18 protein-coding genes and 1 tRNA gene are annotated in these 21850 nt (G+C 51.3%); 9 read left to right on the top strand and 10 right to left on the bottom strand.

The genetic code is table 11. The features are described 5' to 3' along the window. Window positions 1-95 precede the first annotated feature (95 nt). From ALIPUT_RS10130 to ALIPUT_RS10120, 3 genes are read right to left on the bottom strand one after another with little or no spacing between them, the layout of a single operon-like run. Window positions 96-404: an RNA recognition motif domain-containing protein gene (locus tag ALIPUT_RS10130; protein ID WP_004329831.1), complete on the bottom strand. Its 309-nt coding sequence runs from the start codon at window positions 402-404 to the stop codon at window positions 96-98. Window positions 405-433: 29 nt separating this feature from the next. Then, window positions 434-874 (bottom strand): cold shock domain-containing protein, encoded by a 441-nt coding sequence (locus ALIPUT_RS10125; RefSeq protein WP_004329830.1) that lies wholly within the window; start codon window positions 872-874, stop codon window positions 434-436. Window positions 875-894: 20 nt separating this feature from the next. Next, window positions 895-2070 (bottom strand): DEAD/DEAH box helicase, encoded by a 1176-nt coding sequence (locus ALIPUT_RS10120; RefSeq protein ID WP_040293897.1) that lies wholly within the window; start codon window positions 2068-2070, stop codon window positions 895-897. An 877-nt stretch (window positions 2071-2947) separates the two neighbouring features. Between ALIPUT_RS10120 and zupT the strand changes: the two genes are divergently transcribed. The 4 genes from zupT to ALIPUT_RS10100 all read left to right on the top strand — a co-directional run bounded on the left by zupT (window position 2948) and on the right by ALIPUT_RS10100 (window position 5585). Next, window positions 2948-3748 carry a zinc transporter ZupT gene (zupT, locus tag ALIPUT_RS10115; RefSeq protein ID WP_004329825.1) on the top strand — a complete coding sequence of 267 codons (801 nt, stop codon included), beginning with the start codon at window positions 2948-2950 and terminating at the stop codon, window positions 3746-3748. Window positions 3749-4249: 501 nt separating this feature from the next. Then, window positions 4250-4477, top strand: a complete 228-nt coding sequence (locus ALIPUT_RS10110) for a 2TM domain-containing protein (protein WP_004329824.1) — start codon at window positions 4250-4252, stop codon at window positions 4475-4477. Window positions 4478-4662: 185 nt separating this feature from the next. Further along, window positions 4663-5316, top strand: a complete 654-nt coding sequence (locus ALIPUT_RS10105; RefSeq protein WP_004329823.1) for a hypothetical protein — start codon at window positions 4663-4665, stop codon at window positions 5314-5316. Continuing rightward, window positions 5301-5585 carry a winged helix-turn-helix domain-containing protein gene (locus ALIPUT_RS10100; protein WP_004329822.1) on the top strand — a complete coding sequence of 95 codons (285 nt, stop codon included), beginning with the start codon at window positions 5301-5303 and terminating at the stop codon, window positions 5583-5585. Before ALIPUT_RS10105 ends, ALIPUT_RS10100 begins: the two co-directional genes overlap by 16 nt. A gap of 272 nt (window positions 5586-5857) precedes the next feature. On the opposite strand, the gene ALIPUT_RS10095 is transcribed toward ALIPUT_RS10100, so the two are convergent. From ALIPUT_RS10095 to ALIPUT_RS10085, 3 genes are read right to left on the bottom strand one after another with little or no spacing between them, the layout of a single operon-like run. Next, window positions 5858-6601: a succinate dehydrogenase/fumarate reductase iron-sulfur subunit gene (locus tag ALIPUT_RS10095; protein WP_004329821.1), complete on the bottom strand. Its 744-nt coding sequence runs from the start codon at window positions 6599-6601 to the stop codon at window positions 5858-5860. A gap of 38 nt (window positions 6602-6639) precedes the next feature. Next, the gene (locus ALIPUT_RS10090; RefSeq protein WP_004329820.1) at window positions 6640-8586 is read right to left on the bottom strand and encodes a fumarate reductase/succinate dehydrogenase flavoprotein subunit; all 1947 of its coding nucleotides are present in this window, start codon (window positions 8584-8586) and stop codon (window positions 6640-6642) included. Window positions 8587-8618: 32 nt separating this feature from the next. Then, window positions 8619-9317 (bottom strand): succinate dehydrogenase cytochrome b subunit, encoded by a 699-nt coding sequence (locus ALIPUT_RS10085; protein WP_004329819.1) that lies wholly within the window; start codon window positions 9315-9317, stop codon window positions 8619-8621. 119 nt (window positions 9318-9436) lie between these two features. Between ALIPUT_RS10085 and ALIPUT_RS10080 the strand changes: the two genes are divergently transcribed. Further along, window positions 9437-9973: a 5-formyltetrahydrofolate cyclo-ligase gene (locus ALIPUT_RS10080; protein WP_004329818.1), complete on the top strand. Its 537-nt coding sequence runs from the start codon at window positions 9437-9439 to the stop codon at window positions 9971-9973. 201 nt (window positions 9974-10174) lie between these two features. Here the strand turns inward: ALIPUT_RS10080 and ALIPUT_RS10075 are convergent, their stop codons facing one another. Continuing rightward, the gene (locus tag ALIPUT_RS10075) at window positions 10175-11545 is read right to left on the bottom strand and encodes a DUF5723 family protein (RefSeq protein ID WP_004329816.1); all 1371 of its coding nucleotides are present in this window, start codon (window positions 11543-11545) and stop codon (window positions 10175-10177) included. Window positions 11546-11559: 14 nt separating this feature from the next. After that, window positions 11560-12489, bottom strand: a complete 930-nt coding sequence (locus ALIPUT_RS10070) for a hypothetical protein (protein WP_004329815.1) — start codon at window positions 12487-12489, stop codon at window positions 11560-11562. A gap of 184 nt (window positions 12490-12673) precedes the next feature. Here ALIPUT_RS10070 and uvrC point away from each other — a divergent pair, with 184 nt between their 5' ends. Next, on the top strand, window positions 12674-14491 hold the full coding sequence (gene uvrC, locus ALIPUT_RS10065) for an excinuclease ABC subunit UvrC (protein WP_004329814.1): 1818 nt from the start codon (window positions 12674-12676) through the stop codon (window positions 14489-14491). A 78-nt stretch (window positions 14492-14569) separates the two neighbouring features. Then, a tRNA-Leu gene (locus tag ALIPUT_RS10060) sits at window positions 14570-14653 on the top strand. A gap of 254 nt (window positions 14654-14907) precedes the next feature. Here the strand turns inward: ALIPUT_RS10060 and ALIPUT_RS10055 are convergent. Then, window positions 14908-15585 (bottom strand): RipA family octameric membrane protein, encoded by a 678-nt coding sequence (locus ALIPUT_RS10055; RefSeq protein ID WP_040293799.1) that lies wholly within the window; start codon window positions 15583-15585, stop codon window positions 14908-14910. 109 nt (window positions 15586-15694) lie between these two features. Further along, complete coding sequence (locus ALIPUT_RS10050) at window positions 15695-18874, bottom strand: PL29 family lyase N-terminal domain-containing protein (RefSeq protein WP_004329811.1); 3180 nt, start codon at window positions 18872-18874, stop codon at window positions 15695-15697. Window positions 18875-19180: 306 nt separating this feature from the next. Between ALIPUT_RS10050 and ALIPUT_RS10045 the strand changes: the two genes are divergently transcribed. Both ALIPUT_RS10045 and ALIPUT_RS10040 read left to right on the top strand, forming a co-directional pair. Then, complete coding sequence (locus tag ALIPUT_RS10045) at window positions 19181-20479, top strand: site-specific integrase (protein WP_004329810.1); 1299 nt, start codon at window positions 19181-19183, stop codon at window positions 20477-20479. 13 nt (window positions 20480-20492) lie between these two features. Beyond that, window positions 20493-21824 (top strand): site-specific integrase, encoded by a 1332-nt coding sequence (locus ALIPUT_RS10040; RefSeq protein ID WP_004329809.1) that lies wholly within the window; start codon window positions 20493-20495, stop codon window positions 21822-21824. The last annotated feature ends 26 nt before the right edge of the window (window positions 21825-21850 follow it).

Here is a 21850-nt window from a genome sequence, read left to right as displayed (position 1 = left end):
CCTCCGCCCCATCCCCCGCCGGAAAAAGCACGGCCTTATCGAAGAGCGGGGAGGGGCGTTCAACGCTCCTCCCCGCTCTTTCCGGCCGATCTGAATCAATACCGGTTGCGCCCGTAACTGCCGCCCTGATTGGAGCCGTAACCACCCCGGTCGCTGCGCTCGGTCTTCGGACGGGCCTCATTGACGTTGATAGCCCGCTCGTCGAGCTCGAAACCGTTCAACGCGTTAATCGCGTTCCGTGCGGCCGACTCGTCCGGCATTTCGACGAAACCGAAGCCGCGCGAGCGGCCGGTTTCGCGGTCGGTGATGATGTTGGCGGAAGATACTTCTCCGTACTCCCCGAATAAAGTCTGCAAACTCTCGCCCCGGGTGCGGAAGTTCAAATTCGATACGTAAATGTTCATTTTTTTCTATTTTGACTGTGGATAAATGTTTATTGCGCAAATGCGATTTTCACCGCATTCATACCGCGTGTACCCCGCATGAGTTCGAAAAGGACGATCCGCCCCTCGCCGATCCCTTCGGGAGCCGAAGATATATGGAAAAAATATTTTTCCGTCGAAGCCAGGTCCTTGATAAACCCGTACCCCTTCTCGGTATTGAAATACTCGACACGCCCTTTCAGCGGTTCGGCCGCAATATCTTCCTTTTTAGGCGTGGCTATCACGATATCCTCGAGCTGGATCTCGACTTTCGGCCGCAGCTGGGGCGGAGTGTCGGTAATATTCCCGTTCTCGTCCACATAGGCGATCATATCGTCGAGCGAAGAGCTTCCTCCGGCCTGACGTTCTTCCCTGCGTTTCTGTTTTTCGAGGCGCTTGGCCTGCTTTTTCTTTTCGTTCTCTCTTTTTCCGAATGTTTGCGATTTTGCCATTAAATTCAACTTAAAGATTATTATGCACGGTATGTTTCCGCATTGAGTTTTTTGCCCGTCAGCCGCTGTATGTCTTTCATAAGCGGCCGCTCGTCCGGGGTGCAGAACGTAAGGGCGGTTCCGGAATGTCCGGCACGACCGGTGCGGCCGATACGGTGTACGTACGTTTCCGGCACATCCGGCAGATCGTAATTGATGACGATCTCCAGTTCCCGGATGTCGATGCCACGGGCAGCGATGTCCGTAGCGACCATCACCCGGATCTTGCCGGACTTGAAATCCGTGAGTACGCGCTGGCGGTGATTCTGCGACTTGTTGCCATGAATCGCCTCGCTTCGAATACCCGACTTGGAGAGCAGACGCGAAATATTGTCCGCTCCGTGTTTGGTGCGGGAGAAGACGAGAACGGACTTATCCTCCTCGCGGAGCAGAGATACGAGCAGTTTCTTCTTCTCCGGCTTCTCCACGAAATAGACCCGCTGATCGATCGCATCCACCGCCGACGCAACCGGAGTCACCTCCACCCGCACGGGGTCGGTCAGCATACTTTTCGAGAGCGCCACTATGTCCGCAGGCATCGTCGCCGAAAAAAAGAGGGTCTGGCGCGACTTCGGCAGCAGCGGCAGCAGACGTTTGATGTCGGCGACGAATCCCATGTCGAGCATCCGGTCGGCTTCGTCCAGCACGAAATGCGTAATCGCGTCGAGTTCGACGAACCTCTGTCCGATCAGATCGTGCAGACGCCCCGGCGTAGCTATCAGAATATCCACGCCGCCACGAAGCGCCTCGACCTGCGGGCCTTGTTTCACACCGCCGAAAATCGTCAGATGCTTCAGACCGACATATTTTCCGTAATCCGAAAAACTGTCGCCGATCTGCACGGCCAACTCCCGGGTAGGGGTCAGGATCAGGGCCCGGATCGGCCGCACTCCGTATTCCCGACCATGATTCCGCCCCCGCCGGTTGCGGCGCGGCACGTCGGTCGGCTCTGCCTGCATCCCACTGCTCAAATGCTGCAGGATCGGAATGGCGAACGCCGCCGTCTTACCCGTCCCGGTCTGGGCGATGCCCAGCATATCGCGCCCATCGAGCGCCACGGGAATACCCTTTTGTTGAATGGGCGTAGGAGCCAGGTATCCTTTTTCACCGATCGCCTTCAAAATAGGGTCGGTAATTTTCAATTCGTTAAATGTCATAATCATCGTATAATTCCGTCGTACGACGGAGTTTTCATCTGTCGCGGAGGCATCCGGTGCGGAAGCGGAAAAACGGAAGCGAGGAAGTTTCCTGTTCCCGGTCGAAACCGCAGTCACGCACACCTTGTTCCCCGACAGCGCAATCTGCCCGAACCACGCTGAAAAAGGGCGGTCAGAACGGGCGTATGCAAGTAAAAAAATAATCTCAATTTCGGGACATCGTTAAAACCCGGCAACGGCTCTCTTCTGCCTGCGACAGACATACTCAAGCGAAATTGCCTAAACAAAGAAAGTTTACAAAGGTCGATTTCAACGATGGAAAAATCCGGACGGGATATAGGTCCGGGAAAATGCAAAGAAGATAAAGATCAGAATGAACCTGCCTTGTTTATTGGGTAAAGGTAACAATTATTACACCATTCGCACCATCTTTTCCGAAAAATATCGTCCACTTCCACCCTAAAAATACATATAACACTACTTATCAACAAATTAAATAAAATTTCTTCAAGAATAATTTCATCGTGCACTGCGCTCGATATTTTCAAGCGCCGCAAAAAAAGACCGGATCGGGAAAACACGCGACTCGCCGGGAATAGTGATCTTCTCCTGCCGAAAGTAGTGAATCGATCGCCATACGACGGGATTTTCACACAACGCACACTCCTTATTCGATGTTCTCCGGCAAAGAAAGGATAAAATTCACTAACTTTACGGCAAATAGGCAGCCCCTGGCCGCTTCCGACAAAACCGAACGGCTTCCGCGTGCACGATCTTTACAGAAAACAGGCGGCGCCTCGGTTGCATCCAAATAAATTTGACACAGCTTTCGGCTTGCACTATCTTTGCAAAGACCAACTGAAAAACAGTATTCGAGATGGCTCACACTCTTTTTGTACCCCTGATGCTCACCCTTGGCGCCGGCCTGGCAACCGGTATCGGCAGCACAATAGCCCTTTTCGCTCACCGTACCAACAAGCGACTGCTTTCGTTCTCGTTGGGACTGTCGGGCGGCGTGATGATCTACGTTTCGTTCGTCGAACTGTTCCAACAGGCACGGGAGGCTATCGGAGCCATCTACGGACCCCAAACCGGGATGGGTATTACGACCCTGGCCTTTTTCGGCGGCGTACTGCTGATCGGCGTCATCGACCGGCTGGTGCCTTCGGTCGAGAACCCGCACGAAGCCCATATGATCGAAGAGCTGGAGAAGAAACCGAAAAATGCCAAACTGATGCGCATGGGACTGATGACCGCCCTGGCTATCGGCATCCACAACTTCCCGGAAGGCATCGCCACCTTCGCCACCGCCGTCGAAAATCCCACGCTGGGTATCGCCATCGCCGTCGCCATTGCCATACACAACATACCCGAAGGTATCGCGGTTTCGATCCCCGTCTTTTACGCCACCGGCGACCGGATGAAAGCCTTCCGCTATTCGCTCCTATCGGGTTTGGCAGAGCCGGTCGGCGCCCTGCTCGCCTATTTTATCCTCATGCCGTTCATGTCTCCCGTCATGATGGGCTGCATCCTGGCAGGCGTCGCCGGAATCATGGTTTTCATCTCAATCGACGAACTGCTGCCGGCCGCCCGCGAATACGGCGAAGCCCACATCTCGATCTACGGCGTGATGAGCGGCATGGCGATCATGGCCCTCAGCCTGATCCTGCTCGGATAAAGTATGCGGCGCGATTATATACTTTAATGTACCTCTTCGAAAGCACAGCACCCCAAATCCCCTCCGGGAAAAGGATGCAGGCAAGGGGCGAATTATAAACGCGGCCACAAGCCCGCGAATAAACGTCCCTTCGGATTCGACGCTGCAACCGTCGAATAAAGGGCCACGAAAGATATATCTCAATCAATATACTGCCCTCCGATCCGAATCTGACCGACAATGCTCGGACGTTTCTCGCGCCCTCCCAAGAAAAAAGTTCAGGGTGAACCCGGCATCGAATAACGGCCCGCAAAATTGCGGCTACCGCCGAATTCAAAAAAAACGGTCGCATATAATACCATAATTTAACAGATCTCGGTAAAGCCTTTCGGCCTACCCCGTACATTTCATCCTCAACGCCCCCTGCCCCGAATCATCGTAAAATTTCAATTTTTCAGGCATTTTATTTGGTTTATAAAATAAAGTAGTTTATATTTGTAATACCAACAAAAACCGAAAGCTATGGAAACAACTCGAAAAATCGATGCGAAAGCCGCACGCAGAAAGCGCCGGCTCATCCGGGAATGGATAACATACGCAGTAATTTGTGCATTTCTGGCCGGAGTCAATGCCCTCACGACGCCCCACTATTGGTGGGTGCTGTGGGTCATGGCAGGCTGGGGGCTCGGTCTTATTCTGGATCTGATATTCCACCTGACAAAACTCTCGGACGATGACGATGCGGAGTGATCCGCCGACGGTCGGACCGCACGAAAAAACTCGATTTCCGATACGGTCGGACAACAGCCCGAAATCATTCGGGGCGAGGGATGCCTTGTAAACACAGTCAAAAACGGCTGCCAACGAACGGATACCCGAATCTGCAAAGAAAAAAGCGGCATGCTAAAATATATAATCATCAAAACTCACTGCGTATGGAAGAGAGAAAATTAGACACACGAGAGAGTATGGAACTCATCTCGCGCATGATTCAAAACACCCGCAACCGGCTGGAAAACCATGCGGGACGCCCGTTCCTCGTATGGGGCTATACGACCGTCGGGATCGCCCTGCTCAATTACTGGTTCAACATCGCCGGATGCCATCCCGCCTGGTGCTTCACCTGGTTTCTCATTCCCATCATCGGCTGTCTGCTGATGCGGTTGTTCCCGGACAAGAAGCCGACGGAGCCCCGCACGGAGATCGACCGCATCGTCGGCAAGGTCTGGTTAGTATCCTCATTATCATTGATTCCGATCTTCCTCTTTTCGCTATTTCACGGACTCTCCTACCGACACAGTCTTTTCGAACTCATTACACTGGTGATGGCTACGGCAACGGCAACAACCGGAATGATCGTTCGTTCGAAAATATACATCGTCGCAGGACTTACCTGTATGGCTCTTTCAGTCCTCTTCCCTTTATACGACTATTTCCTGAAAAAAATCGCAACTTCTGACGGAATTGAGATAACCGCCGGACTCCTGAACAACGAAATCCTTATCTTTGCCGGCGTATTTTTCATCATGATGGTCGTCCCGGGACATATCATCAACTACCAATCGCACAAAAGATGTTCAAGGAACTGAATCCCCTGCTGCACTCGGAACTGCGCCTGGCGGTAATGTCGATCCTCCTCGGGGTCGAAGAGGCCGACTTCGTTTTCATCCGGGAACAGACGGGAGCTTCGGCGGGCAACCTGAGCGTACAGATCGACAAACTGCAAAAAGCCGGCTACATCACGGTCGAAAAGACCTTTCGGGGAAAAATGCCCCGCACGCTCTGCCGCATTACCCCGACAGGCGTGGATGCTTTCGAGGAGTACGTCGAAGCGTTGAAGAGCTACATAAAAAAGTAGGAAGGAAAACAGATTCTCGGCTCCGGCGGCGACAACGACCGGTTCGGAATGGGGCATAAAGGTCGTTATGCCCCATATTTTCAACCCCGACCTCGAATCCGGCCGAATCGCCAGCCGGCAATCTCCCGGCGGGCCTCCTTGCTGCAACGACCGGAAAGGCGAACAGCGTAAATCAGCCGCAGCCCCGCAATTTCGGCGAGTTTCGGATCCCGCCATACGCAAACAAGCCCGGAGTTTCGCTCCGGGCTTGTTTGCATCTATTCTTCAAACGATTAGTCCTCGAACTTCGCCGAGAGGAACTCCCGGTTCAGACGGGCGATGTGCGAAATCGAAATCATCTTCGGACACTCGGCCTGGCAAGCTCCCGTATTGGTACAGTTACCGAAGCCCAGTTCGTCCATCTTGGCCACCATCGCCTTGGCGCGGCGGGCACCCTCGACACGTCCCTGCGGCAGTTTCGCGAGCGACGACACACGGGCGGCGACGAAAAGCATCGCCGAGCCGTTCTTACAGGTCGCAGCGCAGGCACCGCAACCGATGCAGGCAGCGGCATCCATCGCAACGTCGGCATCGGCCTTCGGGATGGGAATGTTGTTGGCATCCTGCACGGCATTCGTACGGACCGAGATGAAGCCGCCGGCCTGAAGAATCTTATCGTAGGCACTGCGATCCACCACGAGGTCCTTGATTACGGGGAAAGCCGCCGAACGCCAGGGCTCGATGACGATCGTCGCCCCGTCTTTGAAACGGCGCATGTAAATCTGGCAGGTCGTGGCGCCGTCGCCCGGGCCGTGCGCACGGCCGTCGATGTGCAGCGAGCACATACCGCAGATACCCTCGCGGCAGTCGTGGTCGAACGCCACGGGCTCCTTGCCCTCGTGGATCAGGTTGTTGTTCAGAATATCCAGCATCTCGAGAAACGAGGTGTCGGCGGAGATGTTCTCGACTTTGTAGGTTTCGAATGCCCCTTTTGCCTTGGCGTCTTTCTGGCGCCATATCTTTAACGTGAAATTCATAGTTTCAAATTGTGTATTAAAGTTAGACGACAGAAGAATTAGTCCTTGTAGTTACGCTGTGCGGGGTGTACGAACTCGAAGTTCAGCGGCTCCTTCGTGAGCTCCGGCGCTTCGTTCTCGCCCTTGTACTCCCACACGGCGGCATATACGAAGTGCTCGTCGTCGCGTTTGGCCTCGCCCTCTTCGGTCTGATGCTCGACGCGGAAATGTCCGCCGCACGACTCCTCGCGGTTCAGCGCGTCGCGTGCCATCAGCTCGCCCAGCTCCAGGAAATCGGCCAGACGCAGCGCCTTCTCCAACTCGACGTTGAACTCGTTCGCCTTGCCTACGACCTTCACATCCTTCCAGAACTCCTTGCGCAGCGCCTGGATCTCGACGATCGCCTTCTCGAGCGACTCCTTCGAACGCGCCATGCCGACGTTCTCCCACATGATGTGTCCCAATTTCTTGTGAATATCGTCCACCGACTGTTTGCCGTTGATGGAAAGCAACTTCGAAATCTTATCCTTCACCCCTTTCTCTGCCTCGTCGAAGGCCTTGGTATCGGTCTTTACCTTCGGAGCCTGGATCTTGTGCGACAGGTAGTCGCCGATCGTATAAGGCAGCACGAAATAACCGTCCGCCAGACCCTGCATCAGCGCCGAAGCACCCAGGCGGTTGGCGCCGTGATCCGAGAAGTTGGCCTCACCGATGGCGTAGAGACCCGGGATCGTAGTCATCAGGTTGTAATCGACCCAGATACCGCCCATCGTATAGTGTACGGCAGGGAAGATCTGCATCGGCTGTTCGTAGGGATTTACGTCGGTGATCTCCTCGTACATGTCGAACAGGTTGCCGTAACGCTGCTTGATGACATCCTTGCCCAGACGCTCGATCGCGGTCTTGAAATCGAGGAACACGGCCAGTCCCGTTTCGTTCACGCCGAAGCCCGCGTCGCAACGCTCTTTGGCGGCACGCGACGCCACGTCGCGCGGCACGAGGTTACCGAAGGCCGGATAACGGCGCTCCAGGTAGTAGTCACGGTCCTCTTCGGCAATATCCGAAGGTTTCTTGGCACCCGAACGGAGGGCTTTCACATCCTCGATCTTTTTGGGAACCCAGATACGGCCGTCGTTACGCAGCGACTCCGACATTAGGGTCAGCTTCGACTGCTGATCCCCGTGCACCGGAATACAGGTCGGGTGGATCTGCGTGAAACAGGGATTCGCGAAGCCGGCACCCTTGCGGTAGCACTGGAAAGCGGCCGAACCGTTCGAAGCCATCGCGTTGGTCGAAAGGAAGAACACGTTGCCGTAACCGCCCGAAGCGATCACTACGGCGTGTGCGCCGAAACGCTCCAATTCGCCCGTCACCAGATTGCGTGCGATGATACCTCTCGCCTCGCCGTCTTCGATCACGATGTCGAGCATCTCGTGACGGGGATAACTCTTCACCGAACCGGCAGCGATCTCCTTGTTGAGTGCGGCATAAGCTCCCAGCAGCAACTGCTGGCCGGTTTGGCCGCGGGCATAGAACGTACGCGAAACCTGCGCACCGCCGAACGAACGGTTGTCCAGCATACCGCCGTACTCGCGTGCGAACGGAACGCCCTGGCCGACGCACTGGTCGATGATGCAGTTCGAAACTTCGGCCATGCGGTAAACATTGGCTTCACGGGCGCGGTAGTCGCCGCCTTTGATCGTATCGTAGAACAGCCGGTAGATCGAATCGTTGTCGTTGCGGTAGTTCTTGGCCGCATTGATACCGCCCTGCGCCGCGATCGAATGCGCACGGCGCGGAGAGTCCTGGATGCAGAAAACCTTCACGTTGTATCCCAGTTCGCCGAGCGAAGCGGCTGCGGAGGCACCGCCCAGGCCCGTACCTACGACGATAATATCCAGTTTGCGTTTGTTGGCAGGGCTTACTACCTTGATCGCCGCCTTGTGGTTGCTCCACTTTTGCGCGAGTTCCCCGGCGGGTATTTTTGAATCTAATTTGAAAGCCATATCTCTATATTTTTATAATTCAACGTAAGATGTTAGCAGACACAACCGCAGCAAAGACTCCGGAAGAAATAGACCAGCACGACCACAGCGAAACCGAGGAACACGACGGTCGCCACGATGTTGGCGATACATTTCAGGCGCGGATACCAGATGTCGTTGCCCCAGCCCACCGACTGGAACATCGACCACACGCCGTGCGTAAGGTGGAACCAGAGGGCGAAGAACCAAACCAGGTAGATCACCACGTAGTACCACTGCGAGAAGGTGTACTGAATCAGCGCAGCGCCGTCCTGCGGCGAGAAGCCGAGCGAATTTTCATGGTGTCCCAGCACCTCGACCAGCTGCATCTTCGACCAGAAGTTGAACAGATGGAGCAACAGACCGCCGAGGATGATCCATCCCAGCGCAAGCATGTTTTTCGATGCCCACTGCACACCCTTTTCCTTCACGGTAACGGCATAACGCTGCGAACCGCGCGCCTTGTAGTTGTTCACGGTCAGCACCAGCGCATAAATGAAGTGGATCAGGATACCGGCGACCAGCACCAGCGTTCCGACCAACGCATACCAGTTGGCACCCAGGAATGCGCAGACCGTGTTGTACGCCTCGGGCGAGAAGATCGCCACGATGTTCATCGACATGTGGAAGAGGATAAAGAGCACGAGGAAACAACCGGTAATGCTCATTACCAACTTCTTGCCAAGAGAAGAATTAGTTAGAAAACAGCCCATAATGTTTGAAATTTGTTTATTTTTGTTAAAAATTTGTTTGCGCTTCGGCAAAGATAGTCATTGTTTGCATAATAACAACACAAAACAATTCGAAATTTACGCTTAAAATCAGGCATTTTATGACCAAAACGGAAATCCGGAAACAGATGAAAGGGCTCAATACGGCCCTTTCTTCGGAACAGCGCGAAGAGCTTTCCGCACGTATTTTCAACGAAGCGGAGAGGCTTCCGGCCTTCGCACGCGCCAAAGTGGTGGCCCTTTTCGCTTCGCTCAAAGACGAACCCCTCACCGCCCCGGCACTCGAACGCTGGAGCCGCTCCAAACGGATCGTGCTGCCCCGCGTGGAAGGCGACATAATGCGATTCTACGATTACGATCCCGCCTCGATGAACGATTCCGGCTCGTTCGGCATTTCGGAACCGGAGGCCACTGCGCTGTGCCGCCCCGAGGAGATCGATTTTATCATCGTGCCGGGTGTGGCGTTCACCGCCGCAGGCATGCGCCTGGGACGCGGCAAGGGATTCTACGACAAATACCTGTCGCAGCCGGGTTTCCGGGCTTTCAAGGCAGGCGTGTGCTATCCGCATCAAGTCGTGGAGGAGCTGCCCGCCGATCCGTTCGACGTTCCGGTCGATCACCTTTGCTGCGGACGGTAAAACGAGTGCCGACTTTGGTCCCATAATCAAATCCTACCGTTCCCACGTGTTCTCCGGCCCGAAGACGTACCCCTTCGGGATTCCGCCATCGAAAACCGGCAAACACCGGTTACGGCAAAGAATCGTAAAAAGAGAAAACACCGCATCAAAGAAGCCTGCATCTACCGATGCAGGCTTCTTAACTAATATCATACAATATTATTATCGGTAGAGATACTCTCCCGGAATGCGGTGGCTGCGCCGCCCGATCGGAACGCCGATGCCGAGCGTCACGTTCATCGAAGTCGAAGTGACGGGCAGGAACTGCGGCGTATGGCTGCAAATCAACATATCGGTCGCCAGGAAGAAGTTGATCCAACTGGGGCAGGCATTGATCGCCACACCGAGGGCGTGCCCCTGGCCGTTGAGAAACGAATAACTGGTAGTCAGCGTAAACCAGGGAATCGGGTGGAAGTTCACCGAGGCGGTCAGGTTGTGGAACGTCTTCACATCCCAGACACGTACGTTGTAAAGCAGACCCAGGCCGATCTTGTGACGCCAAACCTCGTACTCGGCCCCCAGATTGATCGAGGTGCGCAGCATCTCGGTCTTGCCTTTGGAAGCCTGCACCCGGTCGAACTCCAGCTCGCCGAAATCGAACTCCGGATCGTGAACCTCACCGTCGATGATCTCCACGCCGGTAAAAGATTGGGATTTGGTCATCTGCCCACGCTCCAGGTATTTCTTTCCCCACGAAATGAAACCCAGGTCGTTCACGGCGAAAGAGAGCTGCAAATCGGGAATCACGTCGTACATCACACCCAGATCGACGGCAAAACCGTAACCCGCAGGCCCTTTGTAGGAAGAGACGTCGAAATCGTTGAACGAATAATATTCCGACCCGTCGGGACGCTGCATGGAGCTCATCTCAAGGCCCGACATTTCGAACGAACCGTCCGCGTCGATATTCCAACTATTCTCCTGCAATTTTATATCGAGCCGGTCGATCGACGTCCGCGCACGGCCCGCGCCGACGAGAAACTTACCCCGAGCACCGAGATAAATCTGATCCGTCAGCGGAAAAGAGTAACTGAAAGCGGCCTCGAGATAAGCCTGTGTCGAGGCTTTGATATCGTTGATAACGGCCTCGTTCCGTCCGTTCTTGAGAAAGTCGAACAACGAATAGGGCATATTGGCCTCCGCCTCCACACGCATATTCAGATCGAACGACCAGAATGTCTTATGATCCTTGCGGAATGCACCGAAACCGACGATATTGATCCGGGCATCGGTTCCGAGCATATTTTTCGAGCGCAGATTTCCCAACGCCTCGGCCGCAGAAACATTCTTGTCGAACAGCGTTACCAAACTTCCGTTCACCGGATAAAAAATATCGCTGACGGAGAGGTTACCGGAAACGTTGACCTGCACACCGCCCAATACGGGAATATTCACATAGCCGCGCAGCGGAGCGAAAGCCGGGTTAAGCTGGCTGCGGAAAGTCGAACCCTCCATAAAGTAGGCACTCGGCGTCTGTGCCACGGCCGTACATGCGACAAATGCCGCAATCAAAGTATATATGATCTTTTTCATATGAGGAATCCGGATTAAAGGTTCAGATTAAGACCGCCGCGTTTCTTCAAATGCAGCATCATACGAATCGACTGGCTGTCGCTGAATCCGATGCGCGGATAATATTTCTGCGGCATAAAATCGACATTCAGTTCGAAGAAAGAGAACAAACTCCGGATATCATCCTTGTAAAGCCGCACGGGAGCGATGTCATTCTCTTCGTCGGGTTCGACCAGGAAAGGCGCGATAGCCACGTTCGTTTCGGAAAAATCCGCAGCTACTTCGAAGCTCACCGGCAGACTGCTCCGCACCTCGCCGTACAAATCGAGCGTATTGACCGGATCGACGGTACCCTCGGGATCGAGGTTGTCGGCAAGCATATCGATCAAATCATCGTCGACATCCAACGTCGCATTATAAGTAATCGTATTGATTTTAATCTGGGAAAGAAATTCCCGCGCCAGCTCGCCCATCGTATCGCGCAACGCTTCGCCAGCCTCGTTGTCCTCGCCGAAAAACTCCTTGAATTCCGCCTTGAAAAGTTCCTCGCTATCGGCCGGAATCAACGCCGTAAAACGCTCGCGGTAACCTTCGTTGGACCAAATCAGATCGACCACTTCGTCCATTTTTTTCGATCCGGGAACGAGCATCTCGTCGATAAGAGCCTCCAGCATTCCGTCCAGATAAGTTCCATCGCTCGAAAGACGGACGATATCGACCCACTCCGCATTGCCCGGGAGCGTCGTCGGCAACCAGATATCGACCTCGTCGAAAATAGCGCGGATATCCGCACTGCCGTCCTGCAACTCGTCCATTCCGACCGTGATCTGCGCCAACGGCATAATCCATTCGCTCTGGTCGTTGCCGATGGTTACATCGCCGGATTCGATCTTGTTCAGATCATACGCCTTGTCGCACCCGAAGCAGAGCGAAAGAATACATAACAGGGATAAAAAATTTTTCATAGGCAGATTTTGCTCAATACAATGGCCCAAAGGTATAATGTTTTCGACAAATAATCAAAATATAAATACTTTTCAACCACGAACAATCTGTTCAATCGACGACTTCTGCCGAAAAACTCCGGCTCATTCTCCGATTCAGCGCACGGCAGAGGTCTTTGTTAAAATTTTGCTACTTTTGCGACAGATGGACAACGTAAAAAAATACGGGTTGAAAGAACAGGTGGCCCTGCTGCCTCTGTCACCGGGCGTATATCAGTTTCTGGACAAGAACGGGGCGATCATCTACGTCGGCAAAGCCAAAAGCTTGCGCAAGCGGGTCAGCTCGTATTTCATGCAGAACAAGGAACACAGCGCCAAGGTACAGGTACTCGTGAGGCAGATCGCTGCGATCCGGCACATCGTCGTCGATACCGAAACGGACGCCCTGCTGCTCGAAAACTCGTTGATCAAGACCCTCCAGCCGCGCTACAACATCCTGCTCAAGGACGACAAGACCTATCCCTGGATCGTCGTGCGCCGCGAACCGTTCCCGCGCGTACAGTCCACCCGCATCCTCAACCGCGACGGCTCCCAATATTTCGGTCCCTACGGCTCGGTAATGATGCAGCGCAGTATCCTGGAGTTTATCCGCGAGGTGATTCCCCTGCGAACCTGCTCGCTCAACCTTTCGCCGGCGGCTATCGCCAAAGGGCGCTATTCGGTCTGCCTGCAATACCACCTGGGCAACTGCAAGGGACCTTGCGTGGGAGCGCAAAGCGAAGAAGAATACGACGCACTGGTCGATATGACGGTTTCGATTCTCAAAGGCGACCTGCGCCCCGTGCGTACCTATCTTGAAAAAGAGATGGAGGCAGCCGCCCGAAACCTGAAATTCGAAGTCGCACAACGCTACAAGACACGCCTCGACGCCCTGGACAACTATTCGAGCAAATCGGTGATCGTCAGCGCACGCATCGTGGACGTGGACGTCTTCTCCCTGCTGGTGGACGACGATGTGGCCTACTGCAATTTCCTGCGCATCCGCCACGGTTCGGTCGTGGGCGTCTATACGATACGGCTCACCACGGGCATCGACACCGATCCGGCCCAAATGCTGACCCTGGCCATCCAGCACATCGCCGAAACGATCGCCGGAACGCTGGCCAAAGAGGTCATCGTTCCCTACCTCCCCTCGGCCGCGCAACTTTTCGACGGAGTGACCTTCACCGTTCCCAAACGGGGCGAAAAACTCGATCTGCTGGAGTTCTCGCTCAAGAGCGCCCGTATCTATCGCGCCGAACAGCTCAAGAACCTCGAGATCAAGAATCCCGAGCGGCATACCGAACGCCTGATGGCCGCCATGCAAAAGGAGCTGCACCTGGACCGTCCGCCCCGCCACATCGAATGCTTCGACAACTCCAACCTGCAGGGGACCAACCCGGTAGCTTCATGCGTGGTATTCCGGGACGGCAAGCCTTCACGCAAGGAGTACCGCCATTTCAACATCAAAACCGTCATCGGTGCAGACGACTTCGCCTCGATGCGCGAGATCGTCTTCCGCCGTTACAGCCGCCTGATCGCCGAAGGAGCCGAACTGCCCGACCTGATTATCGTGGACGGCGGCAAAGGACAGCTCTCCAGCGCCTATGCCGTGCTGTGCGAACTGGGAATCGAAAAACAAGTCCCCATCGTAGGCCTGGCCAAGCGGATCGAAGAGATCTTCTTCCCCGGGGACCCGATGCCCTACTACTTGAGCCGTACGGGTGAACCGCTCAAAGTGGTGTGTCACATCCGCGACGAAGCCCATCGCTTCGGCATCACCTTCCACCGGCAGAAGCGAAGCAAAGGTTTCATTCACAGTGAACTGGAAAATATCGAAGGAGTCGGCCCGAAGACCATAGAGCTCCTGTTGCGCCATTTCCGTACGGTGGAGAAAATCCGCACGGCCCCTGCCGAAGAACTCTCGGCCCTCGTCGGACCGGCCAAGGCCGCCAGGCTCCTCGTCCACTTCGGCAGACAGTAAGGACGCAGAAAAATGCGAAAAAAATTTGGAGTTCCTCGATAAATCATTACTTTTGCAGAGCAAATCACCGATTTAGCAGCCCGGATGGCGGAATTGGTAGACGCGTTGGTCTCAAACACCAATGACAGCAATGTTGTGCCGGTTCGATCCCGGCTCCGGGTACTATTCAAAAAACCTCAAATGACTTATAAACAATCATTTGAGGTTTTTATTTTGGCTGATATGTCCGCATTTTGTCCGCATTTTTTTGTAAAGTTGAAAATTTTTGTTTATTGAATATTGGATTTTAAACAAAACGGAGGCCGATGAGCCTCCGTTTTTTACGTCAAATGGGATTGTTCCACTAAAATAATATTCGTAGCTTGCAATGATTCGTAAGTAAATATAGTTTCTTTTCAACGATTCATCGCCGGTAGCTATCTATCAATAATAGTTGACGAATAAAATCTTGATTTTCCCCAATGTAAACGACACAGCAATACAACAGTAAGAAAGCCACACAGGACACTAAGGATAATGCTCCAAAGGTTCCATCCGCAGCACCATTGATATAAAATGTAGGTTATCAAACCGCCCCAAGCCAATGCTGCGAAAAAAATAAAAATTCCGGTAATTTTCTGAGTAGAGACAAAGCCTGGCGCATAACATTTTGATTTATTGCATCGAAAAATATTCTTAATACGTTTCCACAAACTCTCTTTCTGAGGACGTTCCGGTTGGGCAGTGTAAACATTAGGATATACATCTTTATTAAGTACCATTTCTATACCCTGTACCACTTTAATCCAGTGCTCGTTCCACTTACGGTACCCGAGCAAGGCTCCGTACCAACAAAGGGAGGCGATCCAACCGAGAACGGATATAATCAGGGGCAAGAACCACTCCTGCGATTCTGCAACTGCCGCAGGAGCTTTGCCGCAAACCGGTTTGCATGCGCAACATAGCGTTTCGATTTCGCTTTTCGGCCAGATCGAGTAAAGAGCGACGAATAAAGCGCCGACGAAGATGGCATAATAGTTCATCCAGATGTTGTAGCGGCCTACCTGAAACTGATAGCCTTCAATTGCTTTTTCATAAGCTGTAAATGTATTCATCTTTTGAGTATCGTTTTGGGAGTTCTCAATAAATGCATCGGGTGACAGTTGCTGTCCATTCGATGGTTGAGTGTTGGAATTTGTACACATAATTATTGATGTTAAAAAGCTAAAAATCAACTTCTTCAATTAAATCAACTTCCCAATCAGAATAATTTGCTGTACATCCGGTTGGAACAATCAAATGATTTGGATACGAGCCTCTATATCTGTAAGCATTATAGATGTCATACTGTCTTTTCCTGCTCCATCCCGGTTGTCTTTCGACGATTTCTCTTTTAATAAATCTCTTATCTGAAATCGTCGTTTCTTTCAGCCCAAATGATTTAATAGTAATCGTCGGCGGTAGTGAAGATTGGATATATATTTTGGAAAAAATAGCAGAATAATAAGTATCGTCGTATATAATACGATCATAGTAGTCCATATCGGGATCGGTGGAGAGCTTTTCTTTTTCTTGTATTATTTCTTCAGAATCAATGCTTTTTACAAATGCACAATCTCCAATTGATGTAATGTTTGGACCAAGAGATAAATACCCATCAATTTTAGAGCAACCGAAAAATGCACGAGCCCCAATTGATGTTATGGAATTAGGCAACTTAAGATTACCTGTAATGCTTGAAAGATTTTCAAAGGCAGACTCGCCAATAATATTAACCCCTTCAGCTATAGTGAGTTTAGAAAAATTACGGCAATCATAAAAACAGGCAAACGGTATATTTATACCACTATCAATCGTGAGATGTCTATTGAAGCCTACATTCCCACTAAATGCAGAAGCGCCTAATGACGTAACTGTTACAGGTATTGTTAGATCCCCTACCAATGATTGGTTCCCTCCAAAAGCAGACTCACCAATAGTTTGTAATCCATTGCCGAGTGTCAAGGTGCCGTTAAAAGTACATGATGTGAAACAGTAGTTGCCAATTGAGGTAGTGGCATCAGGAATTACAAGGTTCCCTGTAATAGATTTACACTGATAAAATGCATATTCTCCGATAGTCTGCACTGTTTCGGGAATGTATATCGAAGTGATTGCTGCTTGATAAAATGCACGATTTGGAATCGCAGTAAGACCAAGAGGCAATAAAACTGTCGAAATATTAGTATTAGCTAAGCAACTTGCCGGAATAGTCGTATTGTCGGTCTTTGAAAGATCAAGGGCTTTAAGATTTTTCATCGTTCTGATAAAGTCGAAGTCGAATGTGTTGATCTTGCCAGTAAGGGTCAATTCCTCGATGATGTCCTTATCCTCAGAATTGATAAGTTGATCGAGGGTTCCGGCCGTTGTAACATGAACGGTTTGTGAGGTTCCAGATTTTTGGGTGATAAGAATCGTTTCTGATGTTATACCGAGGTTATCGACCAACCGGATTGTCGAATAACGAACTGTAAGAGCCGAATTGGAGGCTACGGTAAATGTCAGGGTTTCATCACGCATAGCGGCACGGGTACGTGTATCAGCTACGGAAATCCACGATTTATCGGCTTCGGGTATTTCGACCGTATAGTCGATATTGGTCGAGAGATCGACAGTAACCGTACCGCCATTGTAACCGACCGTATAGGATTTGGTCGTTACAACGATAACTCCTTCGACAAAGTTGATCGAACGCATAATCGTCCGTTCCTTACCGTCGGTGACGAATATCAGCACCTCGCTCGGCAGAATCGTACTCGGAGTAGTGATTTCGATGGTTCCAGTTGCATTGTCCGTCTTTTTTACCACAGCCCGAAACCCGTCTTGTGCCAAAGCCTTGATAACGGTATTTTCATCAGCTCCTGTAATGGTATAACCGATCGAGTATGTTTTATCCGCCAATACCCGAATATCCTCGGTTTCGGAGAATGTGATAGACAGCGGATGATGTTTGGGCACGGAAATAACCGAATCATCCTGCAATTTGAAATGGATATAATCTTCATCTTGGGTAATTTCCTTGAAAATCGAAACGGCATCAGTTCCGTCAGTCCCATCTTCACCTGTGGCTTTGCCCAACTGTGTCCAGTTTGTTCCATTGTCATAGGAAATGTACCAATATCCCTCTCTGATTTCGAGTTTGGGAGTAATGCCGTCTTTACCGTTCGCTCCGTCCGTTCCATCTTCTCCATCTGAACCGTCTGCACCATCTTTTCCGTCTGTCCCCTCGGCTTTGATTTTATTACCACTATCATCCGTCAGCCACTTGCCGTCAAGCGTCCAGTAATAAACGCCGTCAGTATCCTGCTTTACGCTGATAACAGGAGTATGCCCGTCTTGTCCGTCAGCCCCGGGCTTGCCATCCGAACCATCTGTCCCGTTTTGGCCATCTTTACCATGATAAATAGTAATTGGATTACTTTTATTGAATCTGATCGTATAGCCTATTTCTATCCCATCTTGCATAACAGGGGTAATCTCTGTAATATAATCATTATTTTGCAGAGCAGTAACAATCGTTTGTAAAGACGAAATGTTGGTATTCATCTGATTACAGAGTGTTTTCAGAGCCTCGAATGCCGACCACGTGGGCAATTTGATCTGCGTACCGTTAGACAACGTAAAAATTACATAGTCGGTATTGGTTTCATAGTCAATATCCGTAAACATCGGATCACCGCTAATACCGTCCTCTCCATCTTTACCGTCTTCACCGGTGGCTTTACCGAGTTGTGTCCACGTGGACTCGTTGTCATAGGAAATGTACCAATAATCGTTTTCGATTTTGAATTTAGGGGTAATACCATCTTTGCCGTCCATGCCGGGCTTTCCGTCCTGCCCATCATTCCCGTCTTCTCCATTCGACCCGTCCGTACCATCCTTGCCATCGGTTCCCTCTGCTTTGATTTTATTGCCGCTATCGTCCGTCAGCCAGTCACCGTCGAGTGTCCAATAATAGCTCCCGTCAGTATCTTGCTTTACTCCGATAACGGGAGTATGTCCGTTCTTTCCGTCTTCACCGTCAACTCCGGGTTTCCCATCCTCTCCGTCAGTTCCGTTTTGTCCATCCTTACCATGATAAATGGTGATCGGATTACTTTTACTGAACGTTATCGTATAGCCAACCTCTTTCCCATTCTGCATGATGGGGGTCACGTTCGTAACATAGTCGTTCTTTTGTAATGCCGTTACAATAGTTTGTAACGATGAAATGTTGGTGTTCATCTGTTTGCAGAGCTCTTCCAATTTGGCCACCCGATTTTCCAAATTATCTACGCGCCCGGTCAATGCCGAATCGTCATACTCATCGCTACAACTTGCAAACAGCAATGTAGCAATATACAACACCGATAGAATTTTTTTCATAGTAATTATTATTTGAATTGATTGAATATTCAAATTGTAATTACCATCCGGCCCCTCAATGGTGAATAATCAAAAAGAAAGTGTGGAACTGCAATATATGTTTTGATATGTGTTCGGGAAACTCGAAAATGAAAACAAAAGCATAATAACTGTAAATGTAACCGCTAATATACAGTGTTTTATGTGGTATCAGATTCGGGATTGACATCTTAATTTGTTTTAATCCGTTTCAAGTTTCTTCGGGATATATGGGAACATATACGGGAATTATTGTACCTTTGCAGAGTAATTCAAAAAACACTGCCGATGAAAGTTTCCGTATATCTGAAAAAGAGCGATTCCTCGACCTCGAACATCTGTTTCCGGGTCAGGGAGAAGAACGTGGATATAAAGGTCGTCTCTCCCCTTGCCGTATATGACAAGTATTGGGATTCCGATACCCTCAGTTACAAGCGCACTGCAGCTGTTCCTGCCACCGAGCAGAAACGGCTGCCCAGACAGATTGCGGCCATCATCGAGCATGTTGAAAAGACCTTCTCGGACAAGGCAGACAGCAAATGGCTGAAACAGGCCATCGAGGATGTGCTGTACCCTGCCCGCGCCTTCGAACGCAACCATCCGAACTTGCTCCGCCGCATCCATGAATATCTAGTAAAGTTTGACGGTGCGGACAGGACGAAGGAGCATATCATCCGTTTCGAGCGCAAGATGTCACGTTACCATGACTATCAAAGGGAGATATTGGGTAACACAGACTTCATGCTCTTTGTGGAGACGGTCACACTGGAACAGATGAACGATTTCCGGGATTATGTCGTAAATGAACATCTGTTGCAACAGGAGCATCCCGGCTTCTATGCCTCACGCCTGCTTGTCAAACGCAAGCCCAAGCCGCTTTCAGGCACTACCGTCATCAACATCATGAACCTCTTCTGTACCTTTCTGCACTGGTGCAAGAAGATGAAGTATTCCGACAACGAGGTCTATGCGCTCTACGGCTGCAAGGAGCCGACCTACGGTGATCCCTTCTACCTTACATCCGAAGAGAGGAATATTCTTTATAATGCAGACTTGAGTGACTGCCCGAAGTTGTCCATCATCCGGGACATATTCGTGTTCCACTGTTATGTAGGCTGCCGTGTCGGAGACCTTTACCGGCTGACAAGGGACAACATCAAGGACGGTTTCCTAGAGTATATGCCGCAGAAGACGAAGAAGTGTCAGGCGAAGACCGTCAGAGTACCCCTGCACGAGAAAGCATTGAAGATACTGGAACACTACGATAAGAATGCAGACAGGCTGCTTCCGTTCAAAACGGTGCATACCTATAACTTGAGTATACGGGAACTGCTGAAACATTGCGGCATAGACCGGATGGTGACCATCCTTGACACGCACGGCTACAACACCGTGCAGAGACCTTTGTACGAGGTGGCCAGCAGCCATACGGCACGCAAGACATTCGTAGGCAATCTGTACAAACAAGTTCCCGACCCGAACCTGATAGCTTCCCTATCGGGACACGTGGAGGGAAGCAGGGCGTTCAGACGTTATCGAACGATTGATGATGACATGAAACGCAAAATGGTAGAGATGATAAACTAAGGAGGACATATATATGAAAGTGACGGCATTCATCAGAAAAACATCGGCCAAGAACAACGTGACGAATCTGGCACGTGTCTATTTCCGTGTCCGGGACATCGGCGGAGTGGACATCAAGGCGGCAAGCGAGCTTTCCATCAACCCCAACCACTGGAGCGCGGAGAAACAGGGCTACAAGCCCCGTGTGGCATTGGTCTCGGAGGAAAAGCGGATGAACTTCGACCGGGACATCCAGCAGATTACGCACCTTATCACCAAGGAATACCACCGCGGTGTGGACGGCAACTGGCTCAAGGGGCTGATAGAGGAATACCACCATCCCAACATCAACGCGAGGGGCGGCAACAAGGCAGACGAATACCTGCTGTCGTTCCAGATTAAGAAATACATGGACGAAACACCTCTTGCCGATGAAAGTTGGAAACACCACCGTGACAATCTGAAAAAGGTGCTGCGCTACGAGCGTTTCCGCCATGAAGTCATGCACCAGCGAGGATTTCACCTTTGCATTGATTCCATTACCGCTGACGACATCCGTGACTTCAAGTTCTGGATGCAGGAGGAGTATAGGTACGTGGAAATGTACCCTGTATTCTATAAAGACGAATTGCCTCGTGATGTGACCCAACAACGTTCCGAGAACAGCATGTCAGGAAGCCTCTACCGCATCCGTACCGTCATCAAGTGGTGCATCAAGCGCGGACTGACAAGGAACAATCCGTTTGACCAGTACCAGATTACACAACCCATGTATGGCGACCCGTTCTACCTTACCCTTGAAGAGAGAGACAAGGTGTATTATGCCGATTTGAGCGGAATGGGTGCCACCTATCCGGTCTATCGTGACATATTTATGTTCCAGTGCCTTATCGGTTGTCGTGTTAGCGATTTGAACAAGTTGACCAAGGCGAACATCGTTGACGGCTGTGTGGAGTACATTCCGCAGAAGACCAAACTGGAACACGCGGGCACGGTACGGGTACCGCTCAACCAGAAAGCATTGGATATATTAGAACGTTACAAGGAACTGGAAGATGCGCTGCTTCCAAGGTTCTCGCATTTCGGTTACAACAAGAAGATAAAGGAAATCCTCAAGTATGTGGGCATCGACCGCATGGTCAGAGTCCTCGACCCGAAGACACGTGAGGATGTGGCAAGACCTTTATATGAAGTGGCAACCACCCACACGGCACGGAAGACCTTTATAGGCAACCTCTACAAACAGGTCAAAGACCCGAACCTGATTGCCTCCATGTCGGGACATTCCGAAGGTAGCCGCGCTTTCGCCCGATACCGCAAGATTGACGACGAGATGAAGAAGGAACTGGTCAACCTGTTGGATTGATTTGGCCGTTTCCTCATTTCTATCCC

The sequence above is a fragment of the Alistipes putredinis DSM 17216 genome, assembly GCF_000154465.1.
Lineage (GTDB): Bacteria > Bacteroidota > Bacteroidia > Bacteroidales > Rikenellaceae > Alistipes > Alistipes putredinis.
This window is presented reverse-complemented; position numbering and strand designations above follow the sequence as displayed.